Source organism: Streptosporangiales bacterium (assembly GCA_009379825.1).
GTDB lineage: Bacteria > Actinomycetota > Actinomycetes > Streptosporangiales > WHST01 > WHST01.
In genome coordinates this window covers 1-17,336 of sequence record WHTA01000006.1, presented here as the reverse complement: position 1 = coordinate 17,336, position 17,336 = coordinate 1, and the positions used below count along the sequence as shown (strand labels likewise).

Sequence of the window (17,336 nt, the reverse complement as noted above, 5' to 3'; positions counted from 1 at the left end):
ACTGAAAGCGCCCCATTGTCGACCCGGGTGGCCAGAGCTAGTCTCAAAATCGCTATTGCGTATTGAGAGATTGGTTGACGCATGCGCAACGGTGTTCTGGTGCCTCGCACATCTGCCACAGTGCCGACAACGACCCGTACGGGTATCGCGGGCCTGCTCGCGACGCCCAGGTACGAGATCATCCCCGCCGCTGCCGCCGAGGCGGCCGTGGTGGCGAACGTGCCGACGGACGTGCGCATCTCGATCACCGCGTCGCCGACCAAGGGCCTGGAGCCGACGGTCGACGTCGCGACGCGACTCGCGCGCGCCGGCTACCAGGCGGTGCCGCATCTCTCCGCGCGGCTGATCGCCGACGACGTGCATCTCGCCGAGCTCATCGTGCGGCTGCGCACGGCCGGCGTCACCGAGGTGTTCGTGCCCGCGGGCGACGCCGACCCGCCGGCCGGCGAGTTCGTCGGGGCGCTCGACGTGCTCACCAGGCTCACCGCGATGGGTAGCCCCTTCGAGGAGGTGGGCATCACCGGGTACCCGGAGTCGCATCCGATGATCGCCGACGACGTTACGGTTCAAGCGATGTGGGACAAGCGTGCCCACGCCACGTACATCGTGAGCAACCTCTGCTTCGACCCCGCCGTGCTCGCCCGCTGGGTCGCCCGGGTGCGAGCGCGCGGTATCAACCTGCCCATCCAGGTCGGGGTGACGGGTCCGGTCGAGCGGGCGAAGTTGTTGGCCATGGCGACGAAGATCGGCGTCGGTGAGTCGACCAGGTTCCTCGGCAAGCATCCCGGCATGTTCAAGCGGTTCGCCGGCCCGAACGGCTTCTCGCCCGAGCGCTATCTGCAGCGCGTGGTGGACGCGCTGGATCGGCAAGGGACGCCACCGGCGGGTCTGCACATCTACACGTTCAACCAGGTTGCGGGGACTGAGCGATGGCGACGGCGAATGCTCGGCTCTGCGGATCGTTAGGGCGATCCCGGTGAGCGCACCGCTGCCCGTGCTCCGGCGGGCGGCCGACCGGTCAGGCCGCGCCTTCCTTGCTCCCCTGCTGCGGCCGGAAGCCGAGTTGGCGCGACAGTCGACGGGTCTCGTTCAGCAACAGCTGACCCAGGTTTGTAGTCCGGTCCGCCATCCGGGTGACCGGGCCAGTGATCCCGATGGCGGCGATCGTCGTGCAGTCGCGGGTACGCAACGGCGCGGCGACGGCGGCCAGCCCGGCTTCCAGCTCCTCCACGGAGACCGCGTATCCCTGCCGCCGCACCTGCCTGAGCTCCCGCTGCAGTGCCGCGGGCTCGGTGATGCTCTGCGGGGTGAGCGGTTCCAACGGTTCGTCCGGGGGCGTGAGAGCGCCGTACGCGTACAACACCTTCCCCTGGGCGGAGCAGTGCGCGGGAACGTCGGTGCCGACCCAGTTGGTCGCGCCGAGGAGGTACGTCGAGTCGATCTGCGCGACCTCGATGACGAGTCCGGCTCGCGGTACCGCAAGGTTCACCGTCTCGCCGGTCTCGTCAGCGATACGGCGCAACGTCTTGGAGGTGATATCGACAAGTCCGTCGGTCGGTTCGTGCCGCAACGCGTAGAGCGAGAACAGGGGACCCGGTCGGAACAGGCCGGCGTCGTCGCGCAGCAGCAACCCGTGTCGTTCCAACGCTTGCAGCAACCGCGAGGCGGTCGACTTCGCCAGTCCGGTCTCGTGCGCGAGATCGGTGAAGCTGCGCGCTTGCGTCGATTCCACCACCAAGGAGAGCAGCTCGGCTGCTCGGTCCACGGACTGTGTGCCTGTCGTAGGCGGGACCACGGAGCACCTCCAAGTGCCTGGCGAAGAGAGTTCTACAATATGAGAACACATCCCACATAATGAGGGTAGGCTCCCATCTATAAGAGGTCAAGAAGTCTTCTTCCTCGCATCCCCCCACATTGATTTCACTCACCAGTGGTCTATCGACCTCACATCCACGAAGCAGGAAGGGAGTTACCGCGTTGTCTCAGGTGAACGAGAACCCGGGCGTGCTGCAGTACTCACGGCTCCGGAAGTCCCCGTACTTCTACTCTTCCCGGAAGCACGGGGTGCAGCTCTACAGCGTCTACAACCACACCTACCACCCACGGCACTACGGTGACCCCGTGCAGGAGTACTGGCACCTGCTCAATGGTGTGACGCTCTGGGATGTCGGCGTGGAACGGCAGATCGAGATCAGCGGGCCGGACGCGTTCGACTTCACGAACATGTTGATCCCGCGCGACCTGAGCAAGTGCAAGGTCGGGCAGTGCAAGTACGTCTTCCTGACGCTGCCGGACGGCGGGATCATCAACGACCCCGTCCTGCTGCGGCTGGAGGAGAACCGGTTCCTGCTCTCGCTGGCGGACAGTGACGTCGAGCTGTGGTGCAAGGGTGTCGCCTACAACTCGGACTTCAACGTGGAGATCAAGGAGGTCGACATCGCGCCGGTGCAGGTGCAGGGCCCGAAGTCGATCGACGTAATGCTCGACCTGTTCGGGGAGAGCATTCGCGACGTGCCGTACTACTACGTCCGCGAGTACGAGATCGACGGTCTGCGGGTGCTGGTCTCGCGTACGGGCTACACGAGCGAGCTCGGCTACGAGATCTACCTGTACGACGCCGCGAAGAACGGCAACGCCGACCGGCTGTGGGAGAAGGTGCTCGAAGCCGGCGAGCCGCACGGCATCGAGGTGATCGGCCCGTGCCACATGCGCAGGATCGAAGGCGGCATGCTCTCGTTCGGTGCGGACATCTGGTACGACACCAACCCGTTCGAGGTCGGCATGGGCTACCACTGGATGGTCGACGTCGACCAGGAGGCCGACTTCATCGGCAAGGAGGCGCTCAAGCGGGTCAAGGAAGAGGGCGTGCTCCGCAAGCTGGTCGGCGTCGAGATCGGCGGTGAGCGGCTCGGCTCGTACAACGACGGCTCCATGATCGACGTCTTCCCCGTGTACTCCAACGGGGTGCTCGTCGGCAAGGTGACGTCGGCGTGCTACTCGCCGCAGCTGGAGAAGAACATCGGCCTGGCGATGGTGTCGATCGAGCACACCGAGCTGGGTACCGACCTCGAGGTGGAGGCACCGTCGGCTCGGGTTCCCGCGGTCGTCGTGGAGAAGCCGTTCGTCGACAAGGAGAAGGCCGCGCCGAAGCAGCAGCTGGCGGTCACCACCGCTTGACGAACAGGGGAGCGGACCTCGAGTCCGCCCGAGGCCCGGCCGCCGCGGCGGCCGGGCCTCGCTGTTTGCGAAAGGGCGGTACCCGTGGTCTACGGTTGCTCCATGGGCAACCCCGCCGAGACCACCGGAGTTCAGTCGGTCGACCGGGCCGTGACGATCATGGAGATCATGGCCAGGGAGGGCGACGTCGGCGTCACGGAGATCGCGGCCGAGCTCGGGGTGCACAAGTCGACGGCGTTCCGGCTGGTGGCGACCCTCGAACGACGCGGGCTCGTGGAGCAGGACAGCGACCGCGGCAAGTACCGGCTCGGGGTGGGGCTGCTGCGCCTCGCCGGTGCCACGAAGAAGCAGCTCGACCTGGTCCAGGAGAGCAGGACGGTCATCGAGGAGCTCGCCGGCGTCGTCGGTGAGACGGTCAATATCACCGTGCTCTCCGAGGGTGCGGCGCTGTACATCGACCAGGTCGCCGGTCCGTCCGCGCTGCAGATCCACAACTGGGTGGGCAGGCGCATCCCGTTGCACGCCACGTCGAACGGCAAGGCCCTGCTCGCGTTCCACGCGTACCGCCGGCTCTCCGACCTGGTAAGAACTCCGCTCGACCGGTTCACGGAGTACACGATCACGTCGCTGCGGGAGCTCGAGGCAGCTCTCGGCGAGGTGCGGGAGCGTGGGTACGCGGTCGCGGTCAACGAGCTCGAGCTGGGGCTGACCGCCGTGGCCGCGCCGGTGTACGACTCGCAGGGCCGGGTGACGGCGTCGGTCAGCGCGTCCGGTCCCGGGTTCCGGCTGGAGGGCCGGGTCGAGGAGGTCGGCAAGGCGGTCGTCGACGCGGGTGAGGCGATCTCGCGCCGGCTCGGTTGGCACCCGCCACGCGCCGTCTGATCACTGCGGAGGTAGCTGTGCCCACACTGTTCATCGGCGGTGTCTGGACGTCGGCGGCGGCCGGCGCGAGCCGGGAGATCAGGTGTCCCGCGGACGGCCGGCTGGTCGCCACCGTGGACGAGGCCGGGCCTGCCGATGCGCAGGCCGCGGTCGCCGCCGCACGCCGTGCGTTCGACGGCGGGCCCTGGCGGTCGTGGACGCCGGCGGAGCGCGGTCAGCTGCTGCACCGGGTGGCGGACGCGCTGGAGGCGGAGACGGAGCGGGTCGCGACCGCGGAGTCGCTGGACACCGGCAAGCGGCTGGTGGAGGGCCGGATCGACGTAGCGGACGTGGTGAGCGTGTTCCGTTACTACGCCGAGCTGGCTCCTGGCACCGGGGGAAGGGACGTGGCGATCGGCGTCGAGGGGCGTGCACAGCAGGGTCGTCAGCGAGCCGGTCGGCGTGTGCGCGCTGATCACGCCGTGGAACTTCCCGCTGCTGCAGACGTCGTGGAAGGTGGCGCCGGCCATCGCCGCGGGCGACACGTTCTGCCTGAAGCCGAGCGAGCTCACCCCGTCGACTGCGATCCTGCTGACCGAGATGCTCGACGAAGCTGGCCTGCCCGCCGGCGTCGGCAACCTGCTGCTCGGTACCGGCGCCGCGGTCGGTGCGCCGTTGGTCGACCATCAGGACGTCGACCTGGTCTCGTTCACCGGCGGGCTGGAGACCGGCAGGCGGATCATGGCGAGCGCGGCGGCGACGGTGAAGAAGGTCGCGCTCGAGCTCGGCGGCAAGAACCCCAACGTCGTGTTCGCCGACGCGGACTTCGAAGCCGCCGTCGACTTCGCGCTCACGGCAGTGTTCCTCGACTCCGGGCAGGTGTGCTCCGCCGGCGCGCGGCTGATCGTGGAAGAGAGCCTGCACGACAGGTTAGTCGACGAGGTCGTTCGGCGGGCGGGGCAGATTCGCCTCGGCGGCCCGTTCGACGGCGACGCGGACACCGGAGCGCTCATCTCCGCCGCCCACCTGGCGAAGGTGGAGAAGTACGTCGCCGACGGGCTCGCCGAGGGCGCGGTCCTGCGCTGCGGCGGGCAGCGTCCGGACGATCCAGAACTCGCGGCGGGCTACTTCTTCCCGCCGACCGTCCTGGACGGGTGCCGTAGCGACATGACGGTGGCGCAGGAGGAGTCGTTCGGCCCGGTGCTGACCGTGGAGACCTTCCGCACCGAGGACGAGGCCGTACGGATCGCCAACGACACGAGGTACGGGCTCGCGGGTGCGGTGTGGACGGAGGACGCCGACAAGGCCGACCGCGTCGCCGCGCGGCTGCGGCACGGCACCATCTGGATCAACGACTACCACCCGTACGTACCGCAGGCGGAGTGGGGCGGTTTCAAGCAGTCGGGTGTCGGCCGGGAGCTTGGACCGGCCGGGCTCGCGGAGTACCTGGAGCACAAGCACATCTGGCGGCGGCTGGACACGAAACCGGACTACTGGTTCCCCGACCGCGGATCGGCTCGGTGAACGGGCGCGGGTACTAGGCGGGTGCCGACGGTGAACCCGATGCTCACCGTCCTGATGGTCGGCGAGCGGGCGGCGGACCTCGTACGGGCCGCCGCCCGCTGACCGGACGCTAGTCGTCCAACAGCTTGTTCATCCGCGCGATCTCGGCGCGCTGCGTGGTGATGATGGTGCCGGCCATCTTCTTCGCCGGGCGGTGGGAGCCGGACTTCTGTTCGGTCTTCGCCATCGACACCGCGCCCTCGTGGTGCTCGATCATCATCTCGAGGAACATGGTGTCGAACTTCGCCCCGGACGCCTTACGCAGCTTCTTCATGTCCGCGTCGGACATCATCCCGGACATGTCGTGGCCCTCGTGGCTCGAGCTCTCGCCCTCCTTCGGCACCGGCTGCCCCCAACTCCTCAGCCAGCCGGACATGGTCCTGATCTCCGGCGCTTGTGCCCGCTCGATCTGCGCAGCGAGCTTCTCGACCTTGGGTGACGCGCTGCGGGTCTCGGCGAGCTCGGACATCTCCACGGCCTGCCGGTGGTGCGGGATCATCGACCTGGCGAACGTCACGTCGGCATCGTTGTGGTCGGCCCGTGCCTCGGACGTGCTCGCCGAGCTGGACTCCCCGTCGTGGCCCTCGTGGCCGCTGGAGCCGCCGCAACCGGCGAGCGCGAGCGCGGCGAGGAACGCGGCCGCGGCAGCGGTGGTTCGGCGTACGGGCATGCGGAATGTGGTCATGACTGTTCTACTCCTGCGTGGTGTGACGATGTCTGGACGCGTTCGAGTGGCGGCCGACGCGCGTGCGCCGGCGCCACGGGCATCTAGATCCGCAGGAGTTGCAGCTCGCTGAGCGACGGTGGATCACGGCCGACGGCGGCGGCCGTCGTCACCACACCGGCGGCGGCGCGGTCGGGAACGGCGTGCCGTGGGTCCGCCGGGCGATCGGGCAGGGTCGGTGCGCTGCCGACGCCGCCAGACTTGCAGGACGCGTCATCGTGGTCGAGGTGGCCGCCGTCGTGTGTCGGGAGGTGCTGGCAGCCGTCCGTCACCTGGGCCGCGGCCGACATGTGGTGCTTGGTCGTCAGCGACGCCTCGCGGACGTCGACGACCTGGCCGAGGCCGTGCATGGCGAGCAGACCGGCGAGCACGGAGATCAGCAGTGCGAGCCACCACCACCGGTCGCGGTCAGCCAGGTTCAGCGGACGCGACCCGGGTGCCATGTCGCCAAGCGTAGCGGCGGTCCGCCAGCCGTCAGCCGAGCGCCACGTTCGTCGCAGTGTCCAGGAACTTCGTCACCGCAGGGGCGGCCTCCCGGTCCGGGCGGCAGACCACGGAGATGGTGGAGAGCGCTTCCTTGTCGTCGATGGTCAGGTAGCGCAGGTCGGGCAACCGCAGTGCGCGCAGCGAGTCGGGCACGATGGTGATGCCGAGGTTGGCGGCGACCAGGCTGAGCAGGGTCGGGAACTCGATCGCCTCCTGCGTGGGCTCGAGGTGGAACCCGGCCTGGTGGCACAGCGACGCAATGTGGTCGTAGAGCCGCGACACCTGGCGCCTGGGGAACACCACGAACTGCTCGTCGCCGAGCTCGCGGAGCCTGATGGTCTTGCGCTTGGCGAACTGGTGCGACTTGTGTACGGCGACGACCAGCCGTTCCTTGAGGATCGGCCGCACCACGAGTCCCCGTGCGGTGCTGACTTCCCGGACGATGCCGATGTCGAGGCCGCCGGACTTCACCGCGTCCAGCTGCGGCCCGGTCGTCGACTCCTTCAGCTCCACGTGCAGGTTGGGCCAGGAGCGGTGCAGGGCGAGCACGATGCGCGGCATGATGCCGAGCGCAGCGGTGCTGACGAACCCGATGCGCAGCGTCCCCAGCTCGCCGTGCGCGGCCTGCGAGACGGCATTGGCTGCGTGTTCCGCCCCGGCGAGGACCTGTTTGCCCTCGCTGAGCAACACCGAGCCGGCGTCGGTGAGCTCTACCCCACCCTTCGTGCGATGGAACAGCGGGGTCTCCAACGCACTCTCGAGCTTGGTGACGTGCTGACTCAACGTCTGCTGCGACACGTGCAGCCGCTGTGCTGCACGTCCGAAGCCGGCGTCCTCGGCGACGGCGACGAAGGACCGAAGCTGACGTAACTCGAAGTCAGTCATGTACCTGGCCTATCAGATGCGGGGCGTTACGAACACAGCCGCACCGGGCTGCGCGTCAAGACGTTGTGCATCGGTGACAACGGCCGTTGCCGCCCGCCGCGGTGTCGGTGCACGCGCCGCGGTCCGTCCGTACCGGCCGTTCGTCGGCCAGGCCCGTGCCGTGTGGTGGCCCGTCCGTGCAGTTCAACGCGGCCTTGCAGGTGCTGCAACTGCTCCCTTGACACCGGTCAACGCCAGAGTCACTGTGAGCAGTGTGTTGCGGTATATGCCGCACGTTGCGAATAACGAAACGTTCCGGGAGTCGGTATGAGCTCTCCCAAAGTTGTCATCATCGGTGCCGGCGTGGTTGGCGCAGCGTTGGCCGACGAGCTGACGGCACGCGGTTGTACCGACGTGACGGTGCTCGACCAAGGCCCGCTGTTCGCGACCGGTGGCTCGAGCTCCCATGCGCCTGGGCTGGTGTTCCAGTGCAACGGGTCCAAGGCCATGACCGAGTTCGCCAGCTACACCGTGCGGAAGATCGCCGGCCTGGAGCTGGACGGCAAGCCGTGCTTCCACTCCGTCGGCGGGCTCGAGGTGGCGACGACCCCGGAGCGACTGGCCGAGCTGCACCGCAGGCGCGGCTGGCTCGAGGCGTGGGGTGTGGAGTCCAGGCTGCTCGACCCCGCGGAGTGCGTACAGCACTACGACCTGCTCGACCGCGAGCTGGTCTACGGCGGCCTGCACACCCCGTCCGACGGCATCCTGAAGGCCGTATGGGCGGTCGAGGCGCAGGCCCGCGCCGCGATCGCGCGCGGCGCGCAGTTCATCGAACGGCGCGAGGTGCTCGACGTGCTCACTACAGGCGGGCGCGTCACGGGGGTGCGCACGGACGCCGGTGACGTACCGGCCGACGTCGTGGTGTGCTGCGCAGGCATCTGGGGGCCGAAGGTCGCGCGGATGGTCGGCATGACGCTCCCGCTGACGCCGCTGGCACACCAGTTCGCGTGGACCAGCCAGGTGCCGGCGCTGACCGGCCAGACCGCCGAGGTGATGCGGCCGATCCTGCGGCACCAGGACCACGACCTCTACTACCGCGAGCGCGGCGACCTGATGGGCATCGGCTACTACGGGCACCGGCCGATGCCGCTGACCGCCGACGACCTGGTGCCGTACGACGACGCCGAGATCATGCCGAGCGTGCTGCGCTTCACCGACCAGGACTTCGAACCCGCCTGGACGGAGTCGCAGCGGCTGCTGCCGAGCCTGAGCGAGGCGAAGGTGGACGAGGGCATGAACGGGGTGTTCTCGTTCACTCCCGACAACATGCCGTTGATCGGCGAGTCCACCCAGGCAGCGGGTTTCTGGGTCGCCGAGGCGGTCTGGGTGACGCACTCGGCCGGCGTCGCGAAGGCGGTGGCGGAGTGGCTCGTCGACGGCAAGCCGTCGGCCGACCTGCACGAGTGCGACGTGAACAGGTTCGAGAAGCATCAGCTCGCGCCGGACTACCTGCTGGCGCGGGACTGCCAGAACTTCGTCGAGGTGTACGACATCCTGCACCCGCTGCAGCCGATGGACGACCCGCGGCCGCTACGTACGAGCCCGTTCTACCCGCGGCAACAGGAGCTCGGCGCGGTGTTCCTCGAGGCGAACGGCTGGGAGCGCCCGCACTGGTACGGGGCGAACGCGGACCTGGTCGACGGCCGGACGGTGCCGCAGCCCGACCCGTGGGCGGCGCAGTTCTGGTCGCCGATCGCCGCCGCCGAGGCGCAGGTGACTCGCGAGCGGGTCGCGCTGTACGACATGACGGCGTTGAAGCGGCTCGAGGTGTCCGGGCCCGGCGCGCTGGCGTTCCTCGACCACGTCACCACAGGGAAGATGGACAAGTCCGTCGGCGCGGTCACGTACACCCTGTTGCTGGACGAGACCGGCGGCATCCGCAGCGACGTCACCGTCGCCCGGCTGGGGCACGACGTGTTCCAGGTCGGCGCGAACGGCAACCTCGACCTCGACCGGTTGCACCGGCTGGCACCTACCGACGGCAGCGTGGTCATCCGCGACACGACGCCCGAGACGTGCTGCGTGGGCGTGTGGGGGCCACAGGCCAGGGACCTCGTGCAGGCGCTGTGCCAGGACGACCTGTCGAACGCTTCGTTGAAGTACTTCCGCGCGAAGCAGACCTACGTAGGAATGGTGCCGGTGACGGTGCTGCGCCTCTCGTACGTCGGCGAGCTCGGCTACGAGATCTACGCGTCGGCCGACATGGGCCTGAAGCTGTGGGACACGCTGTGGCAGGCCGGTCAGGAGTACGGCATCGTCGCCGGCGGCCGCGCCGCGTTCAACGGGATGCGGCTGGAGAAGGGCTACCGGTCGTTCGGCACGGACATGACCTGGGAGCACGACCCGTACGAGGCGGGCGTCGGGTTCGCCGTGCGGATGGACAAGGGCGACTTCATCGGCAAGGCGGCGCTCGCCGCGCGCGACCCGGAGCGGATCGAGCGGAAGCTCACCTGCCTGGTGCTCGGCGAGAACGACGTGGTGATGGGCAAGGAGCCTGTCTACGCCGGCGACGAGTGCGTCGGCTACGTCACCAGCTCCGGTTGGGGGTACACCCTCGGCCACGGCATCGCGTACGCCTGGTTGCCGGCCGAGCTGGCGACGACGGGGAACACCGTGCACATCGGGTACTTCGACCGGCGGGTGCCGGCGCGGGTGGCCGACGAGCCGCTGTTCGACCCGGACATGACCCGGCTGCGCGGTTGACGGTGGTGGTCGCGATGACTGAACTGGCGACACCACCGGCGGTCGGTGCGGCGACCAGTGTGCTGGACGTGATCGGCGATACACCGCTGGTGCGGCTGGACGGGGTGTGGGTGAAGCTGGAGTACCTCAACCCGTCCGGCTCGATCAAGGCGCGGCTGGCGAAGTACCTGATCGAGCGCGCCGAGCGCGAGGGCCTGCTGCAGCCAGGCGACACCATCGTCGAGGCGAGCAGTGGCAACACCGGCAACGCGATGAGCATGGTCGCGGCGGTCAAGGGCTACCGGATGCTCGTCGTGATGCCGAACGGGATGAGCAAGGAGCGTACGGCGATCTCGCGCGCGTTCGGCGCCGAGGTGCGTACGGTCGGCGACTTCCACGTCAACGACGCGCTCGCGTTGGCGAAGCAGATGGGCGAGCAGCCCGGCTACTACGCGCCCGCGCAGTTCGACAACGAGTGGAACGTGGACGAGAACCGGGAGTGGCTCGCGCGTGAGGTGCTCGACCAGCTGCCCGCCGGCGTGCTGCCCGACGCCGTGGTCAACGGGGTCGGCACCGGCGGCACGATCGTCGGCGTAGGGCAGGGGTTCCGTGCCGTGAACCCGCAGTGCCTGGTGGTTGCGATGGAGCCGGACGAGTCGTGCACCATCAACTGCGGCGAGGTGTGCAAGCACCTGATCGAGGGCATCGCAGACGGCTTCGTCCCCGGCATCGTCGCCAGGCACCTCGGTGAGATCGATGAGTTCACGGCGGTCAGCAGCGACGCGGCGGTCGCGGAGATGCGCAGGATCGCCCGCGACCACGGCATGTTCGTCGGGCCGAGCTCCGGCGCGCACCTGCTCGCTGCGCGGCGGCTGGTCGAGGAGCGCGGCCTCGACAACGTGGTGACGTTCTTCTGCGACGAGGGCGAGAAGTACATCAACGATCACTTTGTGGGTGGGCACGTATGACTTCAGCGTGGCATGAACCGGCGGGCTCGTTCGAGCTGCCGCGACACGATGTGCCGCACTGGCGGGACGTCGACCCGAAGCGTGCGTACGAGGTGGTGATCGTCGGTGCCGGCGGGCACGGGCTCGCGACGGCGTACTACCTGGCGAAGAACCACGGCATCACCGACGTCGCCGTGGTCGACAAGGGGTGGCTGGCCGGCGGGAACATGGCCAGGAACACCACCATCATCAGGTCGAACTACCTCTGGGACGAGAGCGCGGCGATCTACGAGCATGCGCTGAAGCTGTGGGAGGGCCTGGAGGAGGACCTCGGGTACGAGCTGTTGTTCAGCCAGCGTGGTGTGCTGAACCTGGCGCACAACCTGACCGACGTGCGTGAGGCGAAGCGCAGGGTCAACGCGAATCAGCTCAACGGTGTCGATGCGGAGTGGCTGGAGCCGGAAGAGGTCAAGAAGCTGGTGCCCATCATGGACACCTCCGCCGACGTCCGGTATCCGGTGCACGGCGCGACGTTCCAGCCGCGGGCCGGTATCGCGAAGCACGACTACGTCGCCTGGGGGTTCGCGCGCGCCGCGTACGAGCGCGGGGTGCAGCTGATCCAGAACTGTGAGGTGACCGGCATCTCCGTGCGCGGCGGCCGGGTCACCGGAGTAGAGACGACGCGCGGGAAGATCGCCGCGAAGCAGGTCGCCCTGTGCGCGGCCGGGCACACGACGGTGCTCGGCGACATGGTGGGTCTGCGGTTGCCGATCCAGAGCCATCCGTTGCAGGCGCTGGTATCCGAGCTGCTCGACCAGGTGCTCGACACGGTGGTCATGTCGAACACGGTGCACGTGTACGTGAGCCAGGCGCACAAGGGCGAGCTGGTGCTCGGTGCGGGCATCGACTCGTACAACGGTTACGGGCAACGCGGTTCGTTGCACGTGATCGAGGAGCAGCTGTCCGCGGCGCTCGAGCTCTATCCCGTGTTCGCGCGGGCACACGTGCTGCGTACCTGGGCCGGCATCGTGGACGTCTGCCCGGACGCCTCACCCATCCTCGGGCTCACCCCCGTCGACGGGCTGTACGTCAACGGCGGCTGGGGAACCGGCGGGTTCAAGGTGACCCCGGGCGCCGGCTGGGTCTACGCGGACACGATCGCGAACGGTCGCCCGCACCCGCTCGCGGAGCCGTACGCACTCGACAGGTTCCGTACCGGCGCGCTGATCGACGAGCACGGCGCCGCGGCCGTGGCTCACTAGAGGGGGTCGTGCTGTGCTGTCCATTCCCTGCCCGTGGTGTGGTGACCGCGACGAGACCGAGTTCAGGTACGGCGGCGAGGCCGAGGTGGCGTACCCGGCCGACCCGGACGCGGTCGACGACCCCGCCTGGAGGGAGTACCTGTTCGTGCGTGCGAATCCGAAGGGCTGGTTCAAGGAGCGCTGGGTACACACCGCCGGCTGCCGGCAGTGGTTCACCGTGCACCGGCACACGGTGACGTACGAGATCCGCGATCCGCAACCGATCGGGGAGGGCGCCCGATGACGCGGGCCCGGTTGTCCAGCGGTGGCGGCGGCATCGACAGGATGCAGCCGATCACCGTCAACTTCGACGGTGTCGACTATCCCGCGTACGCGGGTGACACGCTCGCTTCCGCGTTGCTGGCGAACGGAGTGTGGGTGGCCGCGCACGGCATCTACACCGGCCGACCGCGCGGCATCGTGGGCGTCGGCATGGAGGAGCCTGGCGCCTACGTGCAGGTCGAGTCCGGCGCCGGCGAGCCGATGGTGCCGGCGACCACGGTGGAGGCGTACGACGGGTTGCGCGCCCATTCCCTTGCTGGCAAAGGGAAACTGCTCGGCCTCTCGGACAGCGCGCGTTACGACCACGTGCACGCGCACTGCGACGTGCTCGTGGTCGGCGGCGGCATCGCGGGCCGCGGTCATGCGTTGGCGGCCGCACGTGACGGCGAGCGGGTCGTGCTGTGCGATGCAACGCCGCCGGGCGCCCGCGCGGTGGAGCTGGACGCGCTTGCCCGTTACCCGGACACCAGGGTGCTCGCCCGTACGACCGTCGTCGGTGCCTACGACCACAACTACTTCGTCGCGCACGAACGGCGTACGGACCACCTGGGTATTGCGGCGCCGGACATTGCGCGGCAACGGCTGTGGCACATCAGGGCGAAGCGGGTGGTGTTCGCGACCGGTTCGGTGGAGCGGCCGTATGCGTTCCCCGACAACGACCGGCCCGGCGTCATGCTCGCCGGTGCGGCGGCCGCGTACGTCACCAGGTACGCGGTACTGCCCGGCAGTCGCGCCGTGGTCGCGGGCGTGCACGACGGTGCGTTGGAGGCGGCCGTGACGCTCGTCGACGCGGGCGTCGATGTGGCGGCGGTGATCGACGTGCGGCCGCTGGTGGCGGGCCACTGGGTCGAGGAGCTGCGTAGGCGCGGCATCGAAGTGCGTGCGGGAGAGGCCATCTGCGGCACCGAGGCGGACGAGAGCGGAGTGCTCGCCGCCGTGCGGATCGCGAGCGTCGACGGCAACGGTGTCGTGCAGGGGCCGGCGTCGCGGGTGGAGTGCGACCTGCTGGCCGTCTCCGGCGGCGTGGAGCCCTCGGTCGCCTTGTTCAGCCAGCTCGGCGGCGGGCTGGCCTGGTCGGTGAGTGCAGCCGCGTTCGTGCCGTTGGCCGGCGAGCGCGACGGCGTCGAGTGCGTCGGCGCGGCTGCCGGCGGGATCACCGAGGGCGGAGGCACGTCCGCGGGCGCGCTGTTCGCCGTCCGCAACGACGACGCCGACACCGCGGACCGTACGTTCGTCGACCTGCAGCGCGACGTGACGTTGGCCGACGTGGAGCGCGCAGTGCGGGTCGGCATGGTCGGTGCCGAGCACGTGAAGCGCTACACCACCATCGGCACCGGCCCGGACCAGGGACGCACGGTCGGCACGCTCGCGCTCGGTGTGCTCGCCGGCCTGACCGGGCGGTCCATCACGGAGATGCGGCCGACCACGTACCGACCGCCGCTCATGCCGATTCCGTTCGCGCTCATGGCCGGGCGGAACCGGGGCCGGCTGGCGGATCCGGAACGCGTGACGGCCATGCACCCGTGGCACGTGCACGAGGGCGTGCCGTTCGAGGACGTCGGCCAGTGGAAGCGGCTGTGGTACGCGCCGAAACCCGGCGAGGACATGCCGACCGCCGTGCGGCGGGAGTGCCGTGCCGTGCGCGAGTCCGTCGGCATGATGGACGCGTCGACGCTGGGGAAGATCGAGCTGCAGGGCCGTGACGTCGGTACGTTCCTCGACCAGATGTACACGAACACGTTCTCCACCCTGAAGGTCGGCCGGATCAGGTACGGCGTCATGTGCCACGCCGACGGGATGGTGTTCGACGACGGCACCACGGCGCGACTGACCGACGACCGTTGGCTGATGAGCACGACGACGGGCAACGCCGCCGCGGTGCTCGACTGGCTGGAGGAGTGGCTGTTCACCGAATGGCCACACCTCGACGTGCGGTGCACGTCGGTGACCGACCACTGGGCGACGGTGGCGGTCGCCGGGCCGAGGTCGCGGGACGTGCTCGCCGCCGTCGCGCCCTCGCTGGACGTCAGCGCGGGCGGGTTCCCGTTCATGTCGGTGCGGGAGGCGGAGGTCGCCGGCCGGCCCGCACGGGTGATGCGGATCAGCTTCTCCGGCGAGCTCGCGTACGAGGTCAACGTGCCGGCCTGGTACGGCATGGCGCTGTGGGGGGCGCTGCTCGACGCCGGCGCGCCGTACGGCATCACCGTCTACGGCACGGAGACGATGCACGTGCTGCGCGCGGAGAAGGGTTTCCCGATCGTCGGGCAGGACACCGACGGCACGGTCACACCGCAGGACCTCGGCATGAGCTGGGCGGTGTCGAAGAAGAAGTCGTTCGTGGGCAAGCGATCCTACGCACGCGCCGACAACCTCCGCGACGACCGCAAGCAGCTGGTGGGCCTGTTCCCCGAGGGCGACCAGGTGATCGAGGAAGGCGCCCAGCTGGTCGTCGACCCGAACCTGCCGCCGCCGGTGCCGATGGCCGGGCACGTGACGTCGAGCTACTGGTCGGTGCCGCTCGACCGGCCGTACGCGCTCGCGCTGGTGGAGGGCGGCGCGGCCAGGCACGGCGAGCAGCTGTACGCGGTGCACGACGGCCACGCGGTGCCCGTCACCGTGACCTCGCCGTTGGTGTACGACCCGGACAACGAGCGCAGGGACGGTGCGCAGCCGTCCGGTGAGATGAGCGGAGCCGCCCGATGACCACCGCACTCGACCGTAGGCGTAGCCCGCTGGCCGTCGTGAGCGACCGGTTGGCGGCGACCGGGAGCGCGGACACCGTGACGTTCGCCGAGCGCCCGTTCCGGGTGCAGCTGGAGGTTCGCGCCGGCGCGATGCTGCGGCCGGGCGTGCTCGACGACGCGCTCGGCCTGCACCCGCCGGCCGAGGTGGGAACGGTGGCGCGGCGCCGCGAACGGCACGTGCTCTGCCTGGCGCCGAGCTGGTGGCTGGTGACCGACGAGCCGGAACGCGAACCGCGGTTGGAGTGCGCGCTCGCCGAGCTCGTGCGCACGGCCGGCGGCATCGACGTGTCCGCCGTGGACGTCTCCGCCCAACGCACCACGATCGACGTCGCCGGCCCGTCCGCGCGCGACGTGCTCGCCCACGGGTGCTCGCTTGACCTGCACCCGTCCGCGTTCACCGTGGACAGCTGTGCACAGACCACGCTGGCGAAGGCACAGGTGGTGCTACAGCAACTGGACGACGCACCGACCTACCGGGTACACGTACGCGCCTCGTTCGCCGACTACCTCGCGCACTGGCTCCTCGACGCCGCAACGGAGTACGTCCACTGACGGTGCTCACAGCAACTGGAGGGCAAGCCCGATCACGCCGACCGTAGCGCTCACGACGGTGCCTACGGTGCTGATGAGCGTGCACACGACAGCGAGCCCGTCCGTACCCGATTTGTCGATGCTGAGGCCGTCATCCGTGGTCGCCGGCCGGCCGCCCCCCGCCGGGGCGGCTGTCGGCCGCGCGACGCGCCTACCCAGCTGAGCCGCGGCACGCCGGAACCCGATGCGTGCCAACCAGACCGCGCGCTTCTGCCGCTTGTGGTACCGGCACGCCCGGAGCCGGCCACGGACGGCGTTGCCGCAGGGGCTGCCGTCCGTCTTCGTGATCATGTCGCACGTGGTGCGCATGAAGAGGAGCACCCAGATCGCGACGACCGCGACCAGGTAGAGGATGACGAAGGCCACGAGCCAGCCGGTGCGGTTCTGGGCATGCAGCGATCCGGCTACGAGCAACGGTGGCACGACGACCAGGAACGCTCGCGTGCTTCCTCGGCGCGCCATCTCGACCGCTCCCACCCCGACTTGAGAGCAATGGCGGTCATAGCATCACATGTGGGTCGTGGGCCTGTCAGGAGAATGCGGAAATCTGACTGACGGACGAGGAGCGGCGGTCGCGGGCGGGTATCGAGCCGGGGAGGTTCCGTAGTCGCAGGACGGCTGCCTTCGCGATCGTTGCGGGGGCCGTCAGCGCCTGGGCGCCGCGTCCGTACAGCGGAATCGGCATGGTGATCTTGCGGGCCGTGCTGTGCGGCCTGTTCGGGGTCGGCCAATACCTAAACAACAACGACGTCATCGACGTCCAGGCAAAGGTGAGTAGGCAAGTGCCGAGCGAAGCGAAGGCCCCAGGGGAACTCGGTTCCACCAGGACCAGGGAACGTGGGGCTCGGCCCCCGGTGGAATCGCGGCCCGCGGGAAGGTGCCACCGAAGGGGCACCGAACAGGCAGGCCTACACGTCGGGCTGGCGGGATTTGAACCCACGACCTCGTCGACCCGAACGACGCGCGCTCCCAAGCTGCGCCACAGCCCGTGACTACAGGGAGTCTAGCGCCTCGGTTGGCGCCGTCGCGCGCGGGTTTCGCCTGGTGCGCTCGG

14 protein-coding genes, 1 tRNA gene and 1 pseudogene are annotated in these 17,336 nt (G+C 69.2%); 10 read left to right on the top strand and 6 right to left on the bottom strand.

Annotated features, from left to right (window positions below):
• Positions 1-81: 81 nt before the first annotated feature.
• Complete coding sequence (locus GEV07_04600) at positions 82-966, top strand: 5,10-methylenetetrahydrofolate reductase (protein ID MQA02018.1); 885 nt, start codon at positions 82-84, stop codon at positions 964-966.
• Between the two features lie 52 nt (positions 967-1,018).
• Here the strand turns inward: GEV07_04600 and GEV07_04595 are convergent, their stop codons facing one another.
• Positions 1,019-1,846 carry a helix-turn-helix domain-containing protein gene (locus GEV07_04595; GenBank protein MQA02017.1) on the bottom strand — a complete coding sequence of 276 codons (828 nt, stop codon included), beginning with the start codon at positions 1,844-1,846 and terminating at the stop codon, positions 1,019-1,021.
• A 140-nt stretch (positions 1,847-1,986) separates the two neighbouring features.
• On the opposite strand from GEV07_04595, the gene GEV07_04590 reads away from it, so the two are divergent.
• The 3 genes and pseudogenes from GEV07_04590 to GEV07_04580 all read left to right on the top strand — a co-directional run bounded on the left by GEV07_04590 (position 1,987) and on the right by GEV07_04580 (position 5,562).
• Positions 1,987-3,177, top strand: coding sequence for a glycine cleavage system protein T (locus GEV07_04590; protein MQA02016.1), 1,191 nt, complete (start codon positions 1,987-1,989; stop codon positions 3,175-3,177).
• Between the two features lie 102 nt (positions 3,178-3,279).
• Complete coding sequence (locus GEV07_04585; GenBank protein MQA02015.1) at positions 3,280-4,059, top strand: helix-turn-helix domain-containing protein; 780 nt, start codon at positions 3,280-3,282, stop codon at positions 4,057-4,059.
• Between the two features lie 17 nt (positions 4,060-4,076).
• Positions 4,077-5,562, top strand: a pseudogene (locus GEV07_04580) (aldehyde dehydrogenase family protein).
• Between the two features lie 109 nt (positions 5,563-5,671).
• Here the strand turns inward: GEV07_04580 and GEV07_04575 are convergent.
• From GEV07_04575 to GEV07_04565, 3 genes are all read right to left on the bottom strand, one after another.
• Positions 5,672-6,286, bottom strand: coding sequence for a DUF305 domain-containing protein (locus tag GEV07_04575; protein MQA02014.1), 615 nt, complete (start codon positions 6,284-6,286; stop codon positions 5,672-5,674).
• A gap of 83 nt (positions 6,287-6,369) precedes the next feature.
• Positions 6,370-6,768: a hypothetical protein gene (locus tag GEV07_04570; protein ID MQA02013.1), complete on the bottom strand. Its 399-nt coding sequence runs from the start codon at positions 6,766-6,768 to the stop codon at positions 6,370-6,372.
• 31 nt (positions 6,769-6,799) lie between these two features.
• Positions 6,800-7,696, bottom strand: coding sequence for a LysR family transcriptional regulator (locus GEV07_04565; protein ID MQA02012.1), 897 nt, complete (start codon positions 7,694-7,696; stop codon positions 6,800-6,802).
• A gap of 306 nt (positions 7,697-8,002) precedes the next feature.
• Here GEV07_04565 and GEV07_04560 point away from each other — a divergent pair, with 306 nt between their 5' ends.
• Genes GEV07_04560 through GEV07_04535 form a run of 6 tightly spaced genes read left to right on the top strand, consistent with a single transcriptional unit; the run spans position 8,003 to position 16,243 of the window.
• Positions 8,003-10,438: an FAD-dependent oxidoreductase gene (locus GEV07_04560; protein ID MQA02011.1), complete on the top strand. Its 2,436-nt coding sequence runs from the start codon at positions 8,003-8,005 to the stop codon at positions 10,436-10,438.
• A gap of 14 nt (positions 10,439-10,452) precedes the next feature.
• Complete coding sequence (locus GEV07_04555; GenBank protein ID MQA02010.1) at positions 10,453-11,385, top strand: pyridoxal-phosphate dependent enzyme; 933 nt, start codon at positions 10,453-10,455, stop codon at positions 11,383-11,385.
• Entirely contained in the window at positions 11,382-12,626 is a 1,245-nt protein-coding gene (locus tag GEV07_04550) for a sarcosine oxidase subunit beta family protein (GenBank protein ID MQA02009.1), read from the top strand. The genes GEV07_04555 and GEV07_04550 overlap by 4 nt, the downstream gene beginning before the upstream one ends.
• Positions 12,627-12,639: 13 nt before the next feature.
• Positions 12,640-12,909: a sarcosine oxidase subunit delta family protein gene (locus GEV07_04545; protein MQA02008.1), complete on the top strand. Its 270-nt coding sequence runs from the start codon at positions 12,640-12,642 to the stop codon at positions 12,907-12,909.
• The gene (locus GEV07_04540) at positions 12,906-15,650 is read left to right on the top strand and encodes a ferredoxin (protein MQA02007.1); all 2,745 of its coding nucleotides are present in this window, start codon (positions 12,906-12,908) and stop codon (positions 15,648-15,650) included. Before GEV07_04545 ends, GEV07_04540 begins: the two co-directional genes overlap by 4 nt.
• A complete protein-coding gene (locus GEV07_04535; protein ID MQA02006.1) occupies positions 15,647-16,243 on the top strand; it encodes a sarcosine oxidase subunit gamma in 597 nt (198 codons plus the stop codon). Before GEV07_04540 ends, GEV07_04535 begins: the two co-directional genes overlap by 4 nt.
• Positions 16,244-16,249: 6 nt before the next feature.
• On the opposite strand, the gene GEV07_04530 is transcribed toward GEV07_04535, so the two are convergent.
• Positions 16,250-16,744 (bottom strand): hypothetical protein, encoded by a 495-nt coding sequence (locus GEV07_04530; GenBank protein ID MQA02005.1) that lies wholly within the window; start codon positions 16,742-16,744, stop codon positions 16,250-16,252.
• Between the two features lie 453 nt (positions 16,745-17,197).
• A tRNA-Pro gene (locus GEV07_04525) sits at positions 17,198-17,271 on the bottom strand.
• Positions 17,272-17,336 lie beyond the last annotated feature (65 nt).